The organism is Fructobacillus sp. ESL1096, assembly GCF_058511985.1.
The window spans coordinates 631341-652287 of record NZ_CP196400.1; the positions used below are offsets into that span (position 1 = coordinate 631341).

A 20947-nucleotide genomic window follows, 5' to 3' on the forward strand; every position below is an offset into this window, starting at 1 on the left:
CTTAATGCTTGAAGTGACGACGACCTGAGAAGACCAAAACCAAGCCCAATTCATTGGCCTTATCAATTGAGTCTTGGTCCTTGATTGATCCACCAGGTTCAACCACTGCCTTGATACCGTTTTCAGCGGCATAAGCCACTGAATCGTCCATGGGGAAGAAGGCGTCGGATGCCAAAACAGCATCCTCAAAGCCAGGCTTTGTCTTAGCCTTTGCAATGGACATCTTCACTGAATCGATTCGGTTCGGTTGACCAGCCCCAACCCCCAATGTTTGGCCATCGCGGGCCACTACAATGGCGTTGGACTTGGTATGCTTAACAGCCTTTTGGGCAAAGACCATTGCCTGCAACTGTTCGGCAGTTGGCTGCGCCTTTGATACTACCTTAAAATCAGCTACCGTTTCGGACAACAAATCACGATCCTGGGCCACAAAGCCACCCAAGACAGAAGTGACTTCAGTCTGATTTGGAATAGCCGTTGTAAAAGGCAAAGTCAAAAGACGTAAGTTCTTCTTCTTAGCCAAAACTTCATAGGCTTCCTTGGTAAAGCTTGGGGCAATAATGATTTCCAAGAAAATCGCGTGCATTTTTTCGGCAGTTGCCAAGTCAACTTCGCGGTTCAAGGCGACAATACCACCAAAAATTGAAACATCATCAGCAGCAAAGGCTTGGTCCCAAGCTGCTTCAACCGTTTGACCCTGACCAATTCCGGCGGGGTTCATGTGCTTAACTGTGACGACTGTCGTTTCCTCATATTCAGCGATGATGCGCAAAGCCGCATCGGCATCGCGGATATTATTGTAAGACAATTGCTTCCCGTGCAAAATATCAGCATTTAAGATTGAATACTTTTCAGGCAAAGCGCTCGTATAAACGGCAGCGTTTTGGTCTGGATTTTCCCCGTAGCGCATGTCGTCAAACTTTTCACCAGAAATCGTCAATTGTTCTGGGAATTCCTTGTCAGTCAAGTAAGAAGCAATCAAGGCATCATAAGCGGCTGTGTGTTGGAAGACCTTCGTTGCCAATTGGCGGCGGAACTTTTGGTCGTCTTCGCCACTCTTCAAGTGGGCAATCACTGCTTCGTAATCAGTTGGATCAACAACTGGCAAAACAGCAGCAAAGTTCTTGGCTGCCGAACGCAACATTGATGGGCCACCAATATCAATGTTTTCAATCGCATCCGCATCGGTTACGTCGGGCTTCAAGATGGTTTCCTTAAATGGGTACAAGTTTACAACTACCAGATCAATTGGTGTAATGCCATGTTCTTTCAAAGTCGCCATGTGTTCAGGCAAGTCACGCCGGGCCAACAAGGCACCGTGCACGCGGGGGTGCAAAGTCTTAACACGACCATCTAACATTTCTGGGAAGTTCGTAACCTCTTCAATCCCAATCACATCCAAACCAGCATCGGCCAAAGCCTTGTGTGTACCGCCGGTTGAAACCAATTCAAAGTCTAATGCTACTAATTGCTTGGCAAAGTCTACCAAACCCGTCTTATCGGAAACACTTAACAAGGCCCGTTTCATTGTAAAAATACCCCTTTTTCTAGTAAATCAGCTAATACTGCTGGATAAAGTTCATGTTCAACTGCGTGAATTCGTTCAGTCAAATCTGCCAGTGAATCTTCTGGCATGCGTGGCACAGCCTGCTGGGCAATTGCTGGTCCAGTATCAATGCCGTTGTCGATGAAGTGCACGGTCACACCCGTTTCCCCTACACCAGCCTCATAAGCATCGAGGATACTATGGCGACCTGGGAACTTAGGCAACAACGCAGGGTGCAGATTCACAATTTTTTGCGGAAAGGCGCAAAGCAGTGTTTCTGTTAAGATACGCATATACCCGGCCAGCAAAATACCATCAACTTGGTGCTCCTGTAATTGGGCGACAATCGCTTGTTCGGCAGCCGCCTTATTTTCATAACTTGGGTACCGAACCTTAAAAACCGGAATAGCCCACTTCGCTGCGCGCTGGATAACCGGCGCATCCTGGTGGTCAACCACGACTAAAACGATTTCTGCCGGTAGGTCCTGATTAACAATTGCTTCCTGCAGGGCGGAAAAGTTTGTTCCCGTTCCAGAAGCAAAAACCGCCAACCGGGCCTTTCGTTGCTTTATTTTTCTGGCCATGGCGCATCCCCCTCAAAGAAGACCGGTTCACGATCTGGTTCAGCTGGCACGATTTCACCGATCCGATAGGCTGGTTCAGAGCGTTCTGCCAATTGATCCAAAATCACACCCGCTTTGTCAGCCGGAACCATCAAAACCATGCCCAAGCCGTTGTTAAAGGTCAACAACATATCATCGAGCGATAAGTTACCGGCCTCTTGCAACTTCTTAAAGATGGGCAAAATCGGCCATGTGCCCCAGCTGATTTTTGCTTGAACATTCTTTGGTAATGCTCGTGGTAAGTTTTCAACAAGGCCACCACCCGTAATATGGGCGGCTGAGTGTACCAACTCCTGCTCAACCAATGGCCACAAGGCGTTAGTATACAACTTCGTTGGCGCCAAAATTTCTTCCTGCAAGTGATCTGGCAAATCATTAAAGGCTTTGGCATCATCATGGATACCCAAGACCTGACGAACCAGCGAATAACCGTTGGAATGAACACCAGAGGATGGCAATCCAATCAAAACATCGCCTACCTGAACGGTCTCATTTGTTAGCAATCGGCTTTTTTCAGCCACACCAACCGCAAAGGCAGCTAGATCATAGTGATGAGGCTGGTACAAACCGGGCAATTCTGCGCTTTCTCCCCCAACCAGGGCAATTTGCGCTTCCTTAGCCGCCTTGGCAATCCCCGTCACGATTTCAGCAGCAACTGTTGGTCGCATCTTATCGACGGCCAGGTAATCCAGCATAAAGGCTGGCTTGGCACCCTGAGCTAAAATATCATTCACAACCATCCCAACCAGGTCTTGACCAATCGTATTATGCCGGTTAGCGGCAATTGCTAAAAGGAGCTTAGTGCCAACACCATCAGTTCCGGAAATCAGGACCGGTTCCTGCATACCCGCATCAAGGGCATAAACAGACCCAAATCCCCCTAGTCCGGAGACAACATTTGGTGTGTAAGTATCCGCAACGGCCTCGGCCATTAACTCAACGGCCTGGTTACCGGCCTCAATGTCAACCCCAGCTGCCTCATAAGCGTTGTGCTCTTTTGCCATTTAATTTGCTCCTTCTACTCGCTGATCTTCTGCTGGATTTTGCGGAACATACAAGCTGGTTGGTTCTTCAGCAAAAGTGACCTCACCACTTGCTTTGGCTTCAGCCATTTCTGGGCTATAGTCATAAATCGGGCTTGGATAATGGCCGCTAAAGTAAGCCGTCGTTAAGCCAGTTTCACCATCTGGCATCTGCAAACCGATTGATGCCACCAAAGCCTCGTTACTCAAGAATTCCAATGAATCCGCTTCGATTAATTCAGTCATTTCGTCCAAGCTATGATTATTGCCCATCAATTCAGCCCGGGTTTGGACATCAATCCCATAAAAAGCTGGGTACTTAAAGATTGGACTCGCAATCCGAACATGGACTGATTTCGCCCCAGCTTCTTTGAGCATCCGGACAATATAACGACAAGTTGTACCACGAACCAAGGAGTCATCAACGAGGACAACGTTTTTGTCCTTCACCACAGCTTCAACGGCAGATAACTTCATCCGCACGGCGCGTTCGCGCTTATCTTGGGTGGCCTCGATAAATGTCCGGGCAATATACTGATTTTTGACCAAACCCATTTCGTTTGGCAGTCCAGCGCCTTCGGCATAACCGCTGGCGGCAGACAAACTGGAGTTTGGTACGCCAACAACGATATCAGCTCCAGGAACCGGCTGTTCCTTTGCGAGCGCAGCCCCCATTCGCTTCCGCGCTTGGTGAACATTAATGCCGTGAATATCCGAATCAGGACGGGCGAAGTAAACATATTCCATCACATCGACATTCAATGTCGTCTTTTCTGTGTAATGAGTGATGTTCATGCCATCCTGATCAATACGAATCAACTCACCAGGTTGGACATCACGCACATACTTTGCCCCAACAACATGGAGCGCAGCCGTTTCGGAAGTAACCACATAAGAACCATTATCTGGCATTTGTCCAATAACAAATGGTCGAAAACCGTGTGGATCCAACATGGCATACAAAGCGTGTGGGGTCAGCAACAAGAAAGCAAAGCCACCACGCAATTGATTCAAGGCGTCCTTGATTTTTTCATCAAAGGTCTCGGCCTGTGAGCGACGAATCAGGTGCAAAATAATTTCAGAATCCGATGAGGACTGGAAAATAGAGCCATCTTCTTCCAACTGGTTGCGCAATGTTTGTGCATTAGTTAAGTTCCCATTGTGGGCCAAAGCCAGTTGCATGTCATGAAAATTAGCCATCAAGGGTTGGATATTTTCAATTCCATGGGCCCCGGCCGTTGCATAACGCAAGTGGCCAATCGCTGCCTGGCCCTTGAGGGCTTCCAAACGACGGGGGTCAGCAAAAACTTCGGCAACAAGGCCGATCCCGCGTTCCTGCCACAGGTGTCCCTGATTATTGGCAACAATACCGGCTCCTTCTTGACCACGGTGCTGCAAAGCGTGCAGACCATAATAGGTCAAATTGGCCGCATCATCACGACCCCAGACACCAAAGATGCCACATTCTTCATTTAATGATGAGTAAGCCGCTTGTTCGGTCACTTCATTCACATATTGATCCATTGGTGTGCTCCTTATTCAGCCATCAATTGCGGAATCGCGTCTTGATAGCTTGCCTTGGCGGCCTTTTGGTCAACCATTACTTGGCCATCCTGTGTTTGAATGGCGATGACTGCATCCGTCGTTACTTGACCCAACTTAGCAACCACTGCCTTCGTTTCGGTCATCTTTTGTTCAAAAGCAACTGCTTGTTCGCTCGGTACTGACAATACAAAGCGGCCTGGCACTTCCGCAAACAGTTGTGCAGTCGTTCCTGGAAAATCAGCTTGCACTCCAAAGTCATTTGGGAAGGTCGCTTCAGCCAAAGCCACGGCCAAACCACCTTCGCTTAAGTCGTGTGCACTGGTAACCAAACCGGCTTCGATTGCCTGCAAAACAAATTCCTGATTTACTTGGGCAGCGTCTACGTCAAAATCAGCTAACTGACCAGCAATTTCACCAGTCTGCATCTTTTGAATTTCGCTACCGTTAAAGGAATCCCCAATAGTTCCTACCAGGTAAACCTGGTCGCCTTCGTTTTGGAATTCGGCACGGGTAATGTGTTGATTATCAGCAATCAAACCAACCATGCCGACCATGGCTGTTGGTAAGATGGCCTGGTTGTCAGTTTCGTTATAAAGACTGACATTGCCAGAAATAACGGGAGTATTTAAGCGCTTGGCCATCTCCGTGATGCCTTCAACTGACTGATGTAACTCATAATAAACTGCTGGATTATCGGGCGAACCAAAATTCAAGCAGTCCGTCATTCCGATTGGCAAAGCACCTGTCGCTACCAGGTTTGAGGCAGCTTCGGTCACAGCCATTTGACCACCCACAAAGGGGTTCAAGTAGGCGTAGCGACTGTTAACATCGGTCGTCATCGCCAAAGCCTTCTTTGTTCCGCGAATGCGCACAACCCCAGCATCCCCGCCCGGCTTGACCACAGTATCGGCACGGACTTGGGAATCAAAGTGACGAAAGAGGCTGGCCTTGGAGGCAATCGTTGGCTGTGCCAAAAGATCAAGCAAGACCTGGTTGGCATCTGCCACGTTTGGTTGGTATTGGTCAGCACGAGCTTCCTTCAAACGAGCAGGTTCTTCCTGGGCCAACTTTGGCTCAGGTGCGTTTGTCAAAAAGTCAATGTCCACATCAGCCACTGTTTCGCCGTGGAAGTTCAAACGGTAACGGCCGTCGTCTGTCACCGTACCAACTGCAACGGCATCCAAACCGGCCTTTTCAAAGAGGTCGATTACTGGTTGTTCCTCGCCCTTTTGGACGACCAGCAACATCCGTTCTTGTGACTCGGACAACATCAATTCGTACGGTGTCAACGAAGCTTCTCGTTGGGGAACCAAATCAAGGTTCAATTCGATTCCAGTACCGGCCTTTGAGGCCATTTCAGAACTTGATGACAGTAAACCAGCAGCGCCCATGTCTTGGATTCCGATAATGCTCTTACCATATTTCTTAATAGCATCAATCGTGGCGTCCATCACCAACTTTTCCAAGAAAGGATCTCCAACCTGAACAGCAGAACGGTCGGATTCTTCTGTTGATGAAAATTCTGCTGAGGCAAAGCTTGCCCCATTGATGCCGTCTCGACCCGTTTTCGCGCCAACATAGATAATCGTGTTGCCTGACCCCTTAGCCTGACCAACTTGCATTTCATTTTGGTTAACCAAACCAACTGACATCACGTTGACCAGTGGGTTTCCCGCATACGATTCATCAAAGGCAATTTCACCACCCAAGTTCGGAATCCCGATGGCATTCCCATATCCGGCAATCCCGGCAATGACACCATCAACGATTTGACGGGTCTTGGCATTGTCTAATTGACCAAAGCGCAAAGAATCCAAAACGGCGATTGGTTGGGCACCCATGGAGAAAATATCGCGTAAAATACCACCAACACCGGTTGCAGCCCCCTCATAAGGTTCGACAAAGGAAGGATGATTGTGGCTCTCAGCTTTAAAAACGACGGCCTGGCCATCCCCAATATCTAAGATACCGGCACCTTCACCAGGGCCTTGTAAGACACGTTCGTTTTTCGACCAGAACTTGCGCAACGCGGGCTTTGACTTCTTGTAAGAGCAGTGTTCTGACCACATTCCAGAAAAAATACCAGCTTCGGTATAATTTGGCCGGCGGCCAAGGTGTTCCACAATCAAATCATATTCATGGTCTGTTAGGCCCCAATCGGCATAAATCCGCTTTTCAGCGATCATATCTGGGCTGGGCTCATTTGCCATTGGGTTAGTTTGTTGGGTACTCATCCAAATTCTCCTTTAAAACGGATGTCTTGCTTAGGCGTGGGCTTTTTGATCAACTGCGTGTAAGAGGCTTTCGAAGAAAGCACGGCCACTGTCATTACCAGTTAAAGCATCAACAGCTCGTTCAGGGTGGGGCATCATGCCATAAACGTTGCCTGCCTTATTTGTGACACCGGCAATTTTATTCATTGAACCGTTAACGTTTTCTTGGTAGCGGAAAATGACTTGCTGGTTATCTTCCAACTCTTTGAGAGTGGCTTCATCAGTAACATAGTTTCCTTCACCGTGAGCGATTGGAACCTTCAAGACTGCCCCCTTACCCATCGTGTTGGTAAAGTTACTCTCTGCATTTTCCACCACTAAGTTGACTTCATCGCAAATAAAACCAGGCTGCTCATTAACCAGGAGTTGACCAGGCAACAGCCCAGCTTCCGTCAAAATCTGGAAACCATTGCAAATACCAACAACCAACTGACCGTTTGCGGCAGCGGCCTTCACAGCGTCCATTGCCGGTGAAAACTTAGCAACAGCACCTGAACGGAGATAATCACCGTAAGAAAAGCCGCCTGGAATAAAGATGGCATCGTATGCTGAAAGGTCACTGGCCTGATCGTCTAACAAATCAACATCAACATCAAACGATTCCAAAGCGTGATACATATCCATATCACAATTAGAACCTGGAAAAGTAATGACAGCAGCTTTCATGGGTGGTCTCCTTTTTAAATTTCTTCCAAATCGTAAGTATAGGTTTCGGTATTATGGTTAATTAATAATTCTTCAACCAATGATTCAACTTCCTTGGCAACGGCAACCTGATCGACACCGGTTAACTTCACCTGGAAGTACTTTCCTTGACTAACATCTTCGATTCCTTGGTATTCCAAGCGCTCCAAGGCTGATTTAATAACAACCCCCTGCGGGTCCAAAATTGATGGCTTGTAGGTTACGTAAATTTTTGCCAAATACATTTTTCCTGTACTCCTTTTACTTCAACGCGCCTTGGAGGCGTGCCAATACATCCTGGTAGCCAACACGCAAGTCCCCCTGCTTTTGGCGGAAAACATCTTTATCAAGTGACTTGCCCGTCTTTTGATCAACCAAACGCATGTTATCCGGTGAAAGTTCATCAGCCAAGATGATTTGCCCATCAGCTAAACGGCCAAATTCTAATTTGTAGTCAAGTAACGTAATGTCAACCTTGTTAAACAAGGCCACCAAGAGTTCGTTGACCCTGTCAGCCAACCCATAGACCGTCTTTAAATCAGCTTCGCTGGCAAAGCGCAAGGATACTGCCTGTGAGTCGTTCATAAAGGGGTCATCCAGCTCATCCGACTTGTAATACAGTTCCTGCACACGGGGTGACAACTTTTGCATTAGTTCGACCCCGAAGCGAGAAACAAAGTGCCCCGCTGTATAGTTACGAGTAACCACTTCCAAAGGAATAATATCCACCTTCTTCACCAGCTCATCGGTTGCAGAAATTGACCCCAACCAATGGTGTTGCAAGCCTTGGTTAGACAGGTAAGTAAAAAGGAGATTTGAGATGTTTGAATTTAACTCGCCCTTGCCACTGTATTCTTCCTTAACTTTTCCGTTCAAGGCAGTGACCTGGTCCATGTAATGCATCCAGATAATGGCCGGATCATTAGTCGCAAAGACCTGCTTAGCCTTTCCTTCATACAGCAAGTCACCGCGGGTAAGCTGCTGTCCGTCAAATTCAACTGTATTTTCTATCATTTTTCCTTACTCTCCTGATTAAATTGTTTGGAAATATGTGCTTAAATCTGCAATAGCCGGTTGACCAACCACCGTGAGGTGGCCCATTTTCCGACCGGGCTTGACGGCCGCCTTGCCATAATCATGGAAATGCCAATCGGCATGGTCAGGGAAGGCTTGGCGTGCCTTTAACAATTCATCGCCAAGTAAATTGACCATCATCGCACGGTCATGGAGCTTAATTGCTGGAATTGGTAGGCCGACAATGCTGCGAATATGTCCTTCAAACTGAGAAATATTGCAGGCTTCAATCGTGTAATGACCAGAATTATGTGGCCGTGGCGCTAACTCATTGACCCACACCTGATTGCTCTCCTGGTTAACAAAGAGTTCGATGCCTAAGACCCCGCGCAAGTCAAGCTGATCGGCAATCGTCTTGGCAATTTCATGGACTTGGCTATCTTGATCTTTGGCAATCGCTGCGGGAATCATGCAGGTCTTCAAAATATGATTTTGGTGGACATTTTCAGAAATTGGCCACGTGACCAATTGACCCTGCTTCGTTCGAGTTACCATGACGCTGACTTCCTTGGTAAAGGCAATCTTTTCTTCTAAAATCAGCACGCCACCAGGCCAATTCCCCTTCAACTCTTCAACATCAGCAGCGGTGTTCAAGTCAAATTGACCGTGGCCATCGTAACCACCACTAACCGTTTTTAAAATACCTGGCAAGCCCACCTTGGTGATCGCCTGCTCTAAATCCGCTGGGCTCTCAACCCGGGCAAACTTAGCAACCGGTACTTGTGCTTCATCGCGGATAAAGGCTTTTTCCGCCAAACGATTACTGGTGATTTCTAAGAGTCGCACGCCCTGTGGGATATAGGCATCCTTCAATTCCTGTAAGGCCGCTTGGCTGACGTTTTCAAATTCATAAGTCAAAACATCCGACCGATCCGCCAACTCTTGGAGGGCCATTTGATCGTCGTATTCAGCCACGATTTGGTCATCACAAACTTGAGCGGTGGGACAGTCTGGGGTTGGATCTAAGACCAGTACCTGATAACCCATTTCTTTTGCTGAAAGGGCCATCATTTGCCCCAACTGACCACCACCGATGATTCCGATGGTCTTCCCTGGTTCGAGGTAACGGTTTGCCTCTGTCATTGCAACTCCCCTTCGCTTTCAATCGAGCTAGCAGTTTGCTTAGCGCGGAAATCAGCCAAATTAGTGGCAACTTCTTCATCTTGTAATGACAAAATCGAAGCGGCATATAGGGCCGCGTTCTTGGCACCAGAATTCCCGATGGCCATTGTGCCAACCGGCACCCCGCCGGGCATTTGAACAATACTCAAGAGTGAATCAAGACCATTTAAGTTGCTGGACTTAACTGGGACCCCGATGACGGGGATTGTTGTACTGGCAGCTAACATGCCAGGTAAATGAGCGGCCCCTCCCGCTCCGGCAATAATAATTTCTAAGCCATTCTCTCTGGCCTGTGACCCAAACTCCTGTAGTTGAACTGGCATTCGGTGGGCTGAAATTACGTGCTTCTCTGCTGCAATCCCTAAGTCTTGCAACAAATCAACAGCCAGCTTCATCGTTGGCCAGTCACTTTTAGAACCCATCACCACTGCTACGCGCGCTGTCATGCGGTACGCCTCCTGTATTGTTCGTTTTTTATCGATATAGAGCCACTTTAAAAAAATGGAGTTCGCTTTAAAGACATGATAACAAAACTAACATGACTTGTGTTCGTTATTTAATAATAATTTTCTCATATAAAGAGGGAATTCCAGACCAAAACCGAACAATCGTTTAAAACCCGCATCTTTCCTATGTATTATCTGTAATAAAAAAATGCCAGAATGTTAAAAACATTCTGGCATTTCTAGTGAAATTAGCCTAATTTAGATTTTACTGCAGCACGGCGGTCACACCAATTCAGATAAATCTTAGCTGTTGACGATGACAGGGCCACCGCAAGGGCGAAGATAATCAGAGCCGAATAGTCCAGGTGACTGATTTCAAAGACCATAAACATTGCCATCAATGGTGCTTGCTGAGAGGCTGCTAATAGGGCAACGGCACCAATCAAAGCAAACTGCCATGGTAAGATTCCTGGAAAAAGTGGTGCCAAGGGCACGGAGAAAACCAAGCCCAAGACACTTCCCAATGCAATCGAGGGTGTCAATGTACCACCAGTACCACCAGCGTAGAGACTCAAGAAGGTCATGACAAATTTAGCTAAACCAAGGGCAATGAAAAAGTACAGCAAGTGATGGTTCGTTTGCAAAAAAGCATACTGGGCCGTGGCACGGCCATTCCCCATCACGTAAGGGAAGACCCAGGCAGTTAGCCCAGTGACGATTCCGACCAATGGCATCGTCACCCAAAGCCACTTTCCCTTTGCCTGGTATTGCTGTGCCCAAGCAAAGGCTTGCTTGGCCCACGCCCCAAAGATTCCGGCAATTGGGCCGATAATCAAGGAAACGACCAATAAAATCAGTGAGAAGTGGTCAGCCTTTGATAAGGCATAGTATGGATCAAAGCCCTTAACAATCGCTCCCATTAAAGCAGCAATCGTCGACATAATCAAAGCCACCGAAATGGTCTTCACAGATGCTTTCTTCAATAGCAGTTCAACGGCAAAGAGCATCCCCGTAATTGGCGAGATATAAACACCGGCAAAACCAGCACCAGCCGCGGCGGCCAAGAGTAGCTTTTGGTCCTCTTGACTTAACTTCAAGAACTGCCATTTAGCTGTTTTCTTTTGATAAACTTGGGCTAGCATGACCCCGGCCTGCCGAGGTGCTAACTCACGACCAACGGACCCACCCATTCCGACAAAGAACATCTGAGCCAAGACGTTGAAAGCCGTCTTAATTGGTGGCATTTCGTCACCCTTTAAGGCAGCATTAATACCAACGATTTTGCGACCACGAGAACGAATCGCCCACCAGACAAACCCGGCAATTGTTGATCCGATGACAACCGATAGAAAACGGCGCATTGGACTAGCGCTGTTTGGGCTATAGTGCCGGAACGATTCATGAAAATGTAAGAACAAAACTTCCACATGTTCTAAAAAGAGTGACAGCAAGAGTGCAGCAAAGCCGATAACCACCGCCAAGACGATTGTCGCAATCCCCAGTGACCAAAAGGCGCTGTCCTCTTCTTTGAATTCAGCCGCTAACGGCTGTTGATTTTGATTAACCATAATTTCCCCTTTAGATCGGTAATTGGATTATTTGAAAACAATTAAATTCTGACAATTTCATTGGGCAAATCAGGGTCTCCTTTTGGCCGAAAATGGCTCAACCATGCGCAGAATAAGTGGTAAATAACCGCATACTAATGTACATAATTTGTCCAGAAAATGCAAGAATCTGGTTAAAAGTCTTTACTATTGAATTCCGCTTTTATGCCAGCTTGATTTTTACCAGAAAAGAACGGTCGCGTTATAAAGCAAGAATAAATGCCTGCGGCCATTATTGTGCTAATCGATTAAAGTTCAACTTGTCATCAATGTCTTTAACTTCCCTTTTTTGAGCAGTACACTAATTGATTTGGCTGAAATTGAGCAAAAGACTTTTTGAGAAAAGAAACGCCCCTAAAAAATAAAGTCTAACACTTTGGCTTTCCTATCAGCACATATCAATATTCCTTTGAAAAAAGTACTATCAATATTCGAAGGTTTAAATTATGCTGTACATTACTATGCTGCTTTGATCGGAATTATCATTTTACTAACACATGCCAAAAGCTTTTTTAAGAAACTCGACTTACTTGAAAAAATATGATTTACCATTACTAGCATTGGTATTATTATTCCCATAGTGTATGGCTTTATCAACGGATTCTTACACCACTAAAATTCGACTTAATATAACGTAAATTAACGAAAACAAAATAGAGAATCATGAAAATAAACACAGAATAATACAGATATTAGGTATTGTTTTTAGCAATAGGAGTTATTGGATTTTTTGAAGGAATCACTGTTGATCTCTCTCACGTTAATTCTATAGGATAAACACTATCTTTCTAGGTATAATCAGTCGCTGTTAACATAATGTGCGTTAACGAAAAAAGCAGATCCCATTAATTGGGATCTGCTTTTTCTTTTGTTAAAAAGTCTTTTGCTCATATTCCTATCATTAAGCCGTTTATACTGTGTTTGACGACTAATACTCAGTTCTTTTTCTAGTGCTGTTAGGATGTCAAGTTTTGCATTGTCCATATTGACAGTATAACATTGACACCGATGACCATTAAAAATACAATTCTATCTTTTATTAACGTATACTTAAACACAAAAATAAGGAAAAATAAATGTCCAAAAATAAAATAAAAGACTTACATGACATGGTAAAAGAAAACTATGAGAACGACACATATAGTCGTGATTATAGTTACTATGGACCATATGCCCATAACGATGAAAAGGGTGATAATCTATCAGATTTTGAAAGAGGGCGCGATAAATATCGACACGATAAATCGAATGGTCACATTAAAATTTGGTATTATGCACCATTTATCAGAATTTTGAATAAAATTGTAGGTGGCAGAATGCAAGAGATTGTCGATTTTCTTAATGGCTATCGTTATGAAAAAAAGGAAAATAAATAATCTCTCGGGTGCCTATTAACAAAATATATATTTCCCAAATACCCGGATAGCGTATGTACAAATTTTAGTTAATATAATGTTGGTTAACGAAAGTAAAAAAGACCAGCCCTGAAATTTCGGGGCTGGTCTTTCTTTTATGATAAGCACGCTTACTCAATTTGAACCCCAACAATTGGTCTACTTCTCAGAAAGCCCATTTCAAGGGCTTGAGCTTTGTGAAAAAATCAATTCTGAGAACCTTCATGAGAAGCATTTTGAGTACTAAAATAAAGTGGGTTTGATACTAAAAGCCTGTACTTAAGTTGTATGGTTATTTGGAAAGTGCACCTTATATTTTGTCTCTTCTTGCGTATTCATGTGCAAACGGATAGACTTTCATTAGTATTCAATTTATTTTTAAATAAGTATTATTTTAATATACGTGGAGATGTAATGAAAAAGATAATCACGGTTGTTGTCATTGTATTGCTATTGATTTCAGGAACGTTCCTGATTTCTAAAAATAGTTCTTCTCAATCTGGGAAACATGTTCGGCAAACTTCTTCAGTATCGTCGGGTAGTAGTCGAACATCACAATTTCATAATGCAAGGAATAGCTCTGGAGAGAAAAAATCTTCAACAGCAGGTGCAGGCAGTGATGAAAATATGATCTCAAATTTGCCTAGCCCCAATACTAATTCGACAGTTCCTTTATCGCAGCAAAAAGGAGAAATAGGTCAAGGTCAACCAGTTGCCAATGGTCAAGAGGCTATTAGCCTGGTGAAAAGCCTCCCAGGTCAAGATCAGAATGATAGTTATCAATTAGTACCTGATAAATTATTTGGTGATAGTAATGAAAATATTTTTGACGTCAAAATTTTGTCTAATAGTAATAATTTAGTAAATGGGCCTACCGGAGTTTATAGGGTGTATCGAGATGGTCATTATGAGCTATTGCAACCTTATACGTATTTTGATTTTTCACCGAGTTCTGACCAACTTGGCCAAGGATCCCCAGTCAGTAATGGTCAAGAGGCAATTAATTTAATTTCAAGTATTGATTATGATCCCGATCATAATTACCGCCTCGTTTATGATCCACTTTTCTTAACAAATAATCCTGATATTTTTGATGTGCAGGTACTATCAAAACAAGAGCAAGCACTTGGTAAGCTTGGCATTGAGGGAGTATACCGAGTATATAAGGATGGTCATTATGAATTTTTAAGGCCTTGATATGTAGTTAAGTAATAATTTTTTTAACCAATACAGTCCCTTCGTAATGAAATAGCCTTAAGTTTTATTGTTGTAAAGTTAAAAACGGAACCTAGACACTGGACAATCTAGGTTCCGTTTTTAACTATTTTGCCACTGTTAAAGTAGTTTAACTACAATTTTTATTTTTTATAATCGGAATATATACTAAATTGAAAAATCCAGTTCCCCAGGTAGTTGATGATGAACCATCGTCCGGTCCAACAGCTACATAACGGCGTTGACCGGATTGTCCAATATAACTAATCCGAGCATATCCGTTTACTAGAATGTAACTGTCAGCCCCCCAAAAAAACTTTCTGGTCTCGTTTTTTTAATTAAAAACGAGACAAATAAGAGAATAATTTTGAAAAAAAAGAATAATTACATTAACAATAAACATAAGTTTTTCGGGATTTAAAAAAAATACTATTATAAAAATGATTTCCTAGAAATATGAACGTCAAATACTCTTTATTAGACTGTTTTTTAGAGAAAAAAATAAGATGATAATATTAACTAGAATAAAAAAGAGAAAGTTTTAAGCAATGCTATTTAAAGATACTGAAGACATATTTAACCAAGCAAAAAAATCGACTCATTTAATGATTTTATCAATAACTTCCAAAATGAATTAATTATTGCAAACGATAGCATTCAACCACTAAAAGAAATAGAACCAGATACATTGGATCCCGAAGAGATAAAAAAACAAAAAATTATATCAAATTTAGAAAAAATAAAAAATGATGTTTTTTTAAAGAAAAGCGACTTATCACAACAATTTAACGACTATGACATCAAACCCCCAGTTACTTATATATTTCTATCGTACTCTATGAAAGATCTCAGAACTGCTATTTCTCTTTTTCATATTTTCAAAGAACAAAATATTTTTTTGTATGCAGATTTTATTTTTAACTCAAAAAATAGCAACATCAAAAAGGCTTTATCTGATGCATTAGATAAAGCCGATCAATTTTTATTTTTAGACGCTCCTAATGCTCTTATAACTGTAGATTCAAACACATATATTCGTCCTTGGTGTTTTTGTGAACATGGGTACTTTTTAAACAAAATAAAATTACAAAATAAATTTAAAAAGGGTAAGTCTTTCAGAATGGGATTTGCTCAATTAGATGGGAATTCAAAAAAAAAAGAATTACTAAAACATTTGGATATAGGAAATACAATTCATAATCATTTCATTCAATAACGTTAATAACAAAACTTATCTTCAATACAAATCATTAATGTCTTGTTTGAAAAAAATTATATATACATTACAACAAAAGTTATTAGTAAAAGTGAGACATACTGACACAGTAAGACTGGTCTTCGAAATGTTTTAAAAAATGATTCTTGTAATTTAGGCTTAATTTCAAAATTATATTTATCATAATTTTCTGTTCTGACTTCGTTATAAAAATTCCTAAATCCTCTCTCCAATCTCAAAAAATACGCATCGGCGCACCATAAAATAAAAATCGCAACCCAAGCGATAAACAATATTTCAATATTTGTATGATTTTCCTTCAGGAAGAATCCATTAATGGCTACAGTAAAAGTGACAGTCCATCCTTTAATGAAAAAAGAATTATTTCCCATTCTATTCACTACACCTTGTATCATAGCCAAATGTGCTCGCCTATCTGCTGATTGTTCACTATTCATTTTTGACATTTCCTCTACATCTTCGTTTAATATATACATATATATTAATACAACACCATTTTATTATAGGAGAAGTATAATTGGCACATAAAACTTTCATTTCGTATAAATATTCTGAATCTGTACTATTAAGAGATAAAATAATTGAATCTTTAAAAAGTGATGTTCAATACTATAAAGGTGAAGATGCTAACTCAAAAGACGTTTCTGATACGAGCAATGATAATATAAGAAGTATTCTTAAAGATAAAATATATGATACTTCAGTTATGATTGTTATCATATCTCCAAACATGAAAAATTCAGAATGGATCGAGTGGGAAATAGCATATGCCTTAAAAGACATTAAACACCATGATAAAACATCACATTCAAACGGAATTGTTGGAGTTATACAAAATATCGGAGGTAATACTAATTGGCTATCCAAATCTTACAAGCATCCGGATGGCCACACTACAACTATTTATGATACGTCAAAATTATTAAAAATAATTAGTGAAAACAGATTCAATCAAAAACAAAAAATATTTTATTGTGAAAACTGTATGAGTGTAGACAGTTTAGAAGGATCTTATATTTCATTAGTGAATGAAAATGATTTTTTAAACAATCCAAATAAATACATTGAGAATGCCTATGAAAAAAGTCAAAATTTAGATGATTATAATATCATCAAAGCCACTTCTGATAACTTAACATATGGTGGTATTAGTGATTTAATATAATGTTATTTTAGATATTTTATAGTTAGTTAACATAACGTCTATTAACGAAAGTCAAAAAGACCAGTCCCAAATTTTCTGGGCTGGTCTTTCTTTTATGATAAGCACGCTTGCTCAATTTGGACCCCAACAATTGGTCTACTTCTCAGAAAGCGGTTTTCAAGCCATTCTGGTTTTGTGAAAAAATCAATTCTGAGAACCTTGATGAGAACGCTTGTTTAAAAGTGAAAAACTAACCATCACAAAATAAAAAATAATCGTGGATAAAATATCATGTAACAAATTATTCGATCTGAACATAAAATGCATAACCAAAAAAAAGACCAACGCTCCGATTAGATTATTCGTATAGATTGACCTATTCATATAGATTGACTCAATAAACTTTTTCATAAATAATTCTCCCATTTTCTCATTCCAGTAAAAACATTGTATCTTACTTTTCCTGTCAACAAAAGTCGTTTTAACACCAAAAGTCTGTACATAATTTTTCTTTAAAAAAATGTAATTACATTAAGTAACTAGTCTTTGACGTAAAAAACAAATGATGAGTATAAATACTTCAATAATGGGTTGTTAAATTTTTCATACCTTTTTTGCGTGCGTCGAATCCATTTTGTAATGGTACTCTGATGATAATATTGTTTAAATTCTTGCTTATTTATATTTAGGATAACTAACTGATCACTCTCCGAAGTATTAAGCATTGTCAGTCGATAACATTCTTCTGTTTCAATTACCCCCCACAGTAGGTAAAATTTATATTTTTTTGAAAATATATTGAAAAAAGCCATTTTCTTACTCGTTACATGGTCCATATGTTTTTTTAACCATTCATTATTATGGGAAACAGTTTTTAAGTTAACAACGCCATTCTGTTTACTAAATGAATACTTGATTGCTTGCCGTATAAAGTAGACAATTTTAATCCAACTAATGAGCATTATGCAAGTGATGAGTATAATAAGGTACTGAAAGATAATTACTCTAATCGATGGTATAGTATTATTTTTAACTGCATGCATCAGTGATAGATTATCCATAAATAAATAGATATCTATCTTAATCAGAATAAAAGCGAGTAATATTTGCCATTTTAAATTTTTTTTGGCTTTTCTTTCAAGTGATCTTTGAAGGTACTTAAATTCGTTCATTAGTTACTTACTCCTCTAATTTAACAGGTAAATATTAAACTGCCTCTGGTGCAAACAAAAAGATGACAATGAGGGCTACCATACTATAAAGGTTATTTTTGGCTGTTGTGACTGATGGCAATTGATTAGTATCAGCCAAAACGGATGTAATAACACTTTGTAGTCCGTAGGCTAATTGACTATTAACGTTTAAACCATCCTGGATTAAGGTTAACATAGCTTGGGAAGTCTTTTGCAAAGTCATATCAATTGGATTGGTTAAGTTCTTGACCAGCTCTTTTTGTGTATTCACCCAGTTCCAATCAATATCAAAGACAATCACATCTTGATTATTGAAGGTGGTGTTCTGTGGTTTGATTTTTTCATCTGAGATTTCAACAGATAGATGATTGATATAGAGACCCCCTTCGTTAGTTCCGTATTAATCGTTACATAACCTGATTCCAGTCCTGCAGTAAATTTGTTCATCATGTCAGCAATATTTGTTCCGACAGTCAATTTAATTGGCAGATAACAAGTTTCATTCGAATGAATCCGCAAATATTTCCAACAGTGTTCGATAATGACATTTCTCTGGGGTCGGCTTTTTCTTTTATTAAAAAGTCGTTTGCTCAATTGGTCTACTTCTCAGAAAGCGAATCTTAAGCCTTTCTTGTTTTGTGAAACAGTCAATTCTAAGAACGCCGATGAGAAAGCTCTGTTCTTAAGACTCCTGTGACAAAAAAAGACATGCCGACAACGTATACACTAGCAACAATAAGGTCAAACCAAAAACTCAATTTGTTCGGATTGCCATTCATAATATCGGGTACGAGATAAAAAATAAAAACCAATAAACTGGTGACTGTTATTAAAAAAACACCTAAAAATTTCATCTGAAACTCCTTCTCAAACCTTTGTTGTCAGATATTATACCTGACTATTACTCGTCAACAAAAGTCATTTTAACACTAAAATTCGGTACATAAGCTGTACGTACAAACGGTGAAACCGACAAAATTTATCAATACAATGAATCAGATTCCTTATGTGAGGCTAACTGAGAAAGAAGGAATTCGGTCATTAGTAGACGATTGATTCTGGGATTGTCCATAGACTAGTTTAGGTTGACTATTGGCTGGGACTTCAGCATATAGGGTGCCAGTGATACTACCTTTAATAGCGATTTTGCCTTGTGCAGGGATTTCGTTTGGTAGATTTTTTCCTGTAATTAAAGGAATGTCGCTGTTTCCGGATTGAATGTGAAACATGTTTGTTGCATATGGTAGGTCTGCGTCACCTGTGCCAAAGTCTTTTGTGGCCGTATTTTTAATCGTCAACGATATCGCAATGATTTTATTCCCTGAATTGGGTGAATAGTTGGCAATATGATTTAAAAATGAAACACTGTTAACTCGGTATTGGTCAGTTTCAATCGTGATGGCTTGGCCAATCTTGAAAGCCTTGCTTTTGAGTTGTGCACTTGATTTTTGTAAGGTTATTTGATGAACGTAGTGGACGCTCATTTGCACTGTTACGGTGATGACAATAGCCAAAATGGAAATTAAAAGACTAACACTATACTTTTTCCACCCCTTTCCTTTTGACTTAATCAGGATGCTAATGATTAAGATCACAGCCATCAGGGAAGACAGCACACCGATTAAGTTCACATATGGAATCCATGCTGTGATTAAAGAAAAGGCCGATAATATAACAGTTATGATGTATAGTACTTGATTGTTTTTCGATTCGTTTTTCATTCAACTTCCTTTATATAATTGAAAAAAATAGTCGGATGGATACTAAGGAAACGATTACAATAATCGTTGTATATGAAGTGTTAAGTTCGGTAGTCGATAATATCAGGAGCAATAACCACCAAAGAATTACCGCAATTAGGATGGCCCATATTGCATATGGGCTGACGAACAGTAAACCTAAACATTTAGCAATGAAAAACGCTATAAAAAAGGGGTAGAACGTACCAAAATATAGGGTTATTTTCTGATGGAATTTGACAGGACGGATTTGTATAAAACGTCGGATATCTAAAAGACCTTGTAATGGCATCATCAGTGTTAAATAGTCGAACCAAAAGTAAAGAATAGAAGACATGATGACATAAATATCATCACTGCCAAATCCGTATAGTAGGTGTATTTGTTGCGTTCCTGTGAGTTGTGGCTCTTTGATTGGTAAAACAAAAAAAATAAAAATCGCTGATAGGAAATACATTCCGAATCCTATTTTATTTTTCACGTATCAACACTCCGTCTGTCAATCGATACCACGCATCGTAAGACAAATCATGATCAAAACTATGCGAAGCAATGATGACCAGTTTCCCTTCTTCTTTTAATTGAGTAACCAAAGTAGCAAAGTGTTTTAATGATCCCTGATCAAGCCCTCTTGTTGGCTCATCTAGCAGGATGATACTTTGCTTTTCCATAATGGCTTGGATAATGCCAAGTTTTTGCCTCATACCAAGAGAATACTTAGAGACTGCCCTTTTGTTTTCCGGGTTTAATCCGAAATCAGACATTAATTTCTTAATCTTTTTTTCGTCATAGTGATGATTTAGCTTAGCTAAAAACTTTAAATTCGTTAACCCTGACTCAAATTCCAAAAAACCGGGATTTTCAATCAGGGCACCAATCGTCTTTTGGGGAGCAATGGCAATATTTCCTTTATCCGGTTTTATAATGCCCGTAATAATTTTAAAAATAGTGGACTTACCCGAACCATTTTCCCCACTAATATGAATCAGCTGACCTGGTTGGCCAGTTAGTGATACGTCTTTTAATACGACTTGATCGTTAAATTTTTTTTGTAAATGATTGATTTCTAACATAAAAGCTCCA

The 20947-nt window shown here is 41.0% G+C and carries 21 protein-coding genes; 4 read left to right on the forward strand and 17 right to left on the reverse strand.

The window, feature by feature from the left end; translation table 11 throughout:
• Nucleotide 1: 1 nt before the first annotated feature.
• The 11 genes from purH to ACSYSR_RS02980 form a co-directional block, all read right to left on the reverse strand.
• Entirely contained in the window at nt 2-1528 is a 1527-nt protein-coding gene (gene purH / locus ACSYSR_RS02930) for a bifunctional phosphoribosylaminoimidazolecarboxamide formyltransferase/IMP cyclohydrolase (RefSeq protein ID WP_489816177.1), read from the reverse strand.
• Nucleotides 1525-2130 carry a phosphoribosylglycinamide formyltransferase gene (gene purN, locus ACSYSR_RS02935; RefSeq protein ID WP_489816176.1) on the reverse strand — a complete coding sequence of 202 codons (606 nt, stop codon included), beginning with the start codon at nt 2128-2130 and terminating at the stop codon, nt 1525-1527. The genes purH and purN overlap by 4 nt, the downstream gene beginning before the upstream one ends.
• The gene (gene purM / locus ACSYSR_RS02940; RefSeq protein WP_489816175.1) at nt 2115-3173 is read right to left on the reverse strand and encodes a phosphoribosylformylglycinamidine cyclo-ligase; all 1059 of its coding nucleotides are present in this window, start codon (nt 3171-3173) and stop codon (nt 2115-2117) included. The genes purN and purM overlap by 16 nt, the downstream gene beginning before the upstream one ends.
• The gene (gene purF / locus ACSYSR_RS02945; RefSeq protein ID WP_489816174.1) at nt 3174-4715 is read right to left on the reverse strand and encodes an amidophosphoribosyltransferase; all 1542 of its coding nucleotides are present in this window, start codon (nt 4713-4715) and stop codon (nt 3174-3176) included.
• Between the two features lie 11 nt (nt 4716-4726).
• Nucleotides 4727-6970 (reverse strand): phosphoribosylformylglycinamidine synthase subunit PurL, encoded by a 2244-nt coding sequence (gene purL / locus ACSYSR_RS02950; RefSeq protein ID WP_489816173.1) that lies wholly within the window; start codon nt 6968-6970, stop codon nt 4727-4729.
• Between the two features lie 30 nt (nt 6971-7000).
• The gene (gene purQ / locus ACSYSR_RS02955; protein ID WP_489816172.1) at nt 7001-7675 is read right to left on the reverse strand and encodes a phosphoribosylformylglycinamidine synthase subunit PurQ; all 675 of its coding nucleotides are present in this window, start codon (nt 7673-7675) and stop codon (nt 7001-7003) included.
• A gap of 14 nt (nt 7676-7689) precedes the next feature.
• On the reverse strand, nt 7690-7938 hold the full coding sequence (purS, locus tag ACSYSR_RS02960) for a phosphoribosylformylglycinamidine synthase subunit PurS (RefSeq protein WP_489816171.1): 249 nt from the start codon (nt 7936-7938) through the stop codon (nt 7690-7692).
• A 16-nt stretch (nt 7939-7954) separates the two neighbouring features.
• The gene (locus ACSYSR_RS02965) at nt 7955-8707 is read right to left on the reverse strand and encodes a phosphoribosylaminoimidazolesuccinocarboxamide synthase (RefSeq protein ID WP_489816170.1); all 753 of its coding nucleotides are present in this window, start codon (nt 8705-8707) and stop codon (nt 7955-7957) included.
• A gap of 18 nt (nt 8708-8725) precedes the next feature.
• Nucleotides 8726-9850 (reverse strand): 5-(carboxyamino)imidazole ribonucleotide synthase, encoded by a 1125-nt coding sequence (purK, locus tag ACSYSR_RS02970; protein ID WP_489816169.1) that lies wholly within the window; start codon nt 9848-9850, stop codon nt 8726-8728.
• Complete coding sequence (purE, locus tag ACSYSR_RS02975) at nt 9847-10335, reverse strand: 5-(carboxyamino)imidazole ribonucleotide mutase (protein ID WP_252773290.1); 489 nt, start codon at nt 10333-10335, stop codon at nt 9847-9849. The genes purK and purE overlap by 4 nt, the downstream gene beginning before the upstream one ends.
• Nucleotides 10336-10583: 248 nt before the next feature.
• A complete protein-coding gene (locus tag ACSYSR_RS02980; protein WP_489816168.1) occupies nt 10584-11903 on the reverse strand; it encodes a chloride channel protein in 1320 nt (439 codons plus the stop codon).
• A 1115-nt stretch (nt 11904-13018) separates the two neighbouring features.
• Here ACSYSR_RS02980 and ACSYSR_RS02985 point away from each other — a divergent pair.
• The 3 genes from ACSYSR_RS02985 to ACSYSR_RS02995 all read left to right on the forward strand — a co-directional run bounded on the left by ACSYSR_RS02985 (nt 13019) and on the right by ACSYSR_RS02995 (nt 15767).
• Nucleotides 13019-13318: a hypothetical protein gene (locus ACSYSR_RS02985; RefSeq protein WP_489816167.1), complete on the forward strand. Its 300-nt coding sequence runs from the start codon at nt 13019-13021 to the stop codon at nt 13316-13318.
• 432 nt (nt 13319-13750) lie between these two features.
• The gene (locus ACSYSR_RS02990) at nt 13751-14533 is read left to right on the forward strand and encodes a hypothetical protein (RefSeq protein ID WP_489816166.1); all 783 of its coding nucleotides are present in this window, start codon (nt 13751-13753) and stop codon (nt 14531-14533) included.
• Nucleotides 14534-15239: 706 nt separating this feature from the next.
• The gene (locus ACSYSR_RS02995) at nt 15240-15767 is read left to right on the forward strand and encodes a hypothetical protein (protein ID WP_489816165.1); all 528 of its coding nucleotides are present in this window, start codon (nt 15240-15242) and stop codon (nt 15765-15767) included.
• Nucleotides 15768-15823: 56 nt separating this feature from the next.
• Here the strand turns inward: ACSYSR_RS02995 and ACSYSR_RS03000 are convergent, their stop codons facing one another.
• Nucleotides 15824-16225, reverse strand: a complete 402-nt coding sequence (locus ACSYSR_RS03000; protein ID WP_489816164.1) for a hypothetical protein — start codon at nt 16223-16225, stop codon at nt 15824-15826.
• Nucleotides 16226-16305: 80 nt separating this feature from the next.
• Between ACSYSR_RS03000 and ACSYSR_RS03005 the strand changes: the two genes are divergently transcribed.
• Nucleotides 16306-16953, forward strand: a complete 648-nt coding sequence (locus ACSYSR_RS03005; protein ID WP_489816163.1) for a TIR domain-containing protein — start codon at nt 16306-16308, stop codon at nt 16951-16953.
• 518 nt (nt 16954-17471) lie between these two features.
• Here ACSYSR_RS03005 and ACSYSR_RS03010 read toward each other — a convergent pair.
• The 5 genes from ACSYSR_RS03010 to ACSYSR_RS03030 all read right to left on the reverse strand — a co-directional run bounded on the left by ACSYSR_RS03010 (nt 17472) and on the right by ACSYSR_RS03030 (nt 20937).
• Entirely contained in the window at nt 17472-18104 is a 633-nt protein-coding gene (locus ACSYSR_RS03010) for a hypothetical protein (protein ID WP_489816162.1), read from the reverse strand.
• 34 nt (nt 18105-18138) lie between these two features.
• On the reverse strand, nt 18139-18426 hold the full coding sequence (locus ACSYSR_RS03015) for a hypothetical protein (protein ID WP_489816161.1): 288 nt from the start codon (nt 18424-18426) through the stop codon (nt 18139-18141).
• Between the two features lie 352 nt (nt 18427-18778).
• Entirely contained in the window at nt 18779-18979 is a 201-nt protein-coding gene (locus ACSYSR_RS03020; protein WP_489816160.1) for a hypothetical protein, read from the reverse strand.
• 150 nt (nt 18980-19129) lie between these two features.
• Nucleotides 19130-19846 (reverse strand): DUF4352 domain-containing protein, encoded by a 717-nt coding sequence (locus ACSYSR_RS03025; protein WP_489816159.1) that lies wholly within the window; start codon nt 19844-19846, stop codon nt 19130-19132.
• A 488-nt stretch (nt 19847-20334) separates the two neighbouring features.
• Nucleotides 20335-20937, reverse strand: coding sequence for an ATP-binding cassette domain-containing protein (locus ACSYSR_RS03030; RefSeq protein ID WP_489816158.1), 603 nt, complete (start codon nt 20935-20937; stop codon nt 20335-20337).
• Nucleotides 20938-20947 lie beyond the last annotated feature (10 nt).

Excerpts from the sequence above, each read along its gene's own strand:
- ACSYSR_RS02990 (WP_489816166.1), top strand. The coding sequence starts at position 13,751 with ATGAAAAAGATAATCACGGTTGTTGTCATTGTATTGCTATTGATTTCA.
- purE (WP_252773290.1), bottom strand. The coding sequence starts at position 10,335 with ATGACAGCGCGCGTAGCAGTGGTGATGGGTTCTAAAAGTGACTGGCCA.
- purK (WP_489816169.1), bottom strand. The coding sequence starts at position 9,850 with ATGACAGAGGCAAACCGTTACCTCGAACCAGGGAAGACCATCGGAATC.
- purQ (WP_489816172.1), bottom strand. The coding sequence starts at position 7,675 with ATGAAAGCTGCTGTCATTACTTTTCCAGGTTCTAATTGTGATATGGAT.
- purF (WP_489816174.1), bottom strand. The coding sequence starts at position 4,715 with ATGGATCAATATGTGAATGAAGTGACCGAACAAGCGGCTTACTCATCA.
- purM (WP_489816175.1), bottom strand. The coding sequence starts at position 3,173 with ATGGCAAAAGAGCACAACGCTTATGAGGCAGCTGGGGTTGACATTGAG.
- ACSYSR_RS03000 (WP_489816164.1), bottom strand. The coding sequence starts at position 16,225 with ATGAATAGTGAACAATCAGCAGATAGGCGAGCACATTTGGCTATGATA.
- purH (WP_489816177.1), bottom strand. The coding sequence starts at position 1,528 with ATGAAACGGGCCTTGTTAAGTGTTTCCGATAAGACGGGTTTGGTAGAC.
- ACSYSR_RS03010 (WP_489816162.1), bottom strand. The coding sequence starts at position 18,104 with ATGAACGAATTTAAGTACCTTCAAAGATCACTTGAAAGAAAAGCCAAA.
- ACSYSR_RS02965 (WP_489816170.1), bottom strand. The coding sequence starts at position 8,707 with ATGATAGAAAATACAGTTGAATTTGACGGACAGCAGCTTACCCGCGGT.
- purS (WP_489816171.1), bottom strand. The coding sequence starts at position 7,938 with ATGTATTTGGCAAAAATTTACGTAACCTACAAGCCATCAATTTTGGAC.
- ACSYSR_RS02980 (WP_489816168.1), bottom strand. The coding sequence starts at position 11,903 with ATGGTTAATCAAAATCAACAGCCGTTAGCGGCTGAATTCAAAGAAGAG.
- ACSYSR_RS03030 (WP_489816158.1), bottom strand. The coding sequence starts at position 20,937 with ATGTTAGAAATCAATCATTTACAAAAAAAATTTAACGATCAAGTCGTA.
- ACSYSR_RS02985 (WP_489816167.1), top strand. The coding sequence starts at position 13,019 with ATGTCCAAAAATAAAATAAAAGACTTACATGACATGGTAAAAGAAAAC.
- purL (WP_489816173.1), bottom strand. The coding sequence starts at position 6,970 with ATGAGTACCCAACAAACTAACCCAATGGCAAATGAGCCCAGCCCAGAT.
- ACSYSR_RS03025 (WP_489816159.1), bottom strand. The coding sequence starts at position 19,846 with ATGAAAAACGAATCGAAAAACAATCAAGTACTATACATCATAACTGTT.
- purN (WP_489816176.1), bottom strand. The coding sequence starts at position 2,130 with ATGGCCAGAAAAATAAAGCAACGAAAGGCCCGGTTGGCGGTTTTTGCT.
- ACSYSR_RS03020 (WP_489816160.1), bottom strand. The coding sequence starts at position 18,979 with ATGAAATTTTTAGGTGTTTTTTTAATAACAGTCACCAGTTTATTGGTT.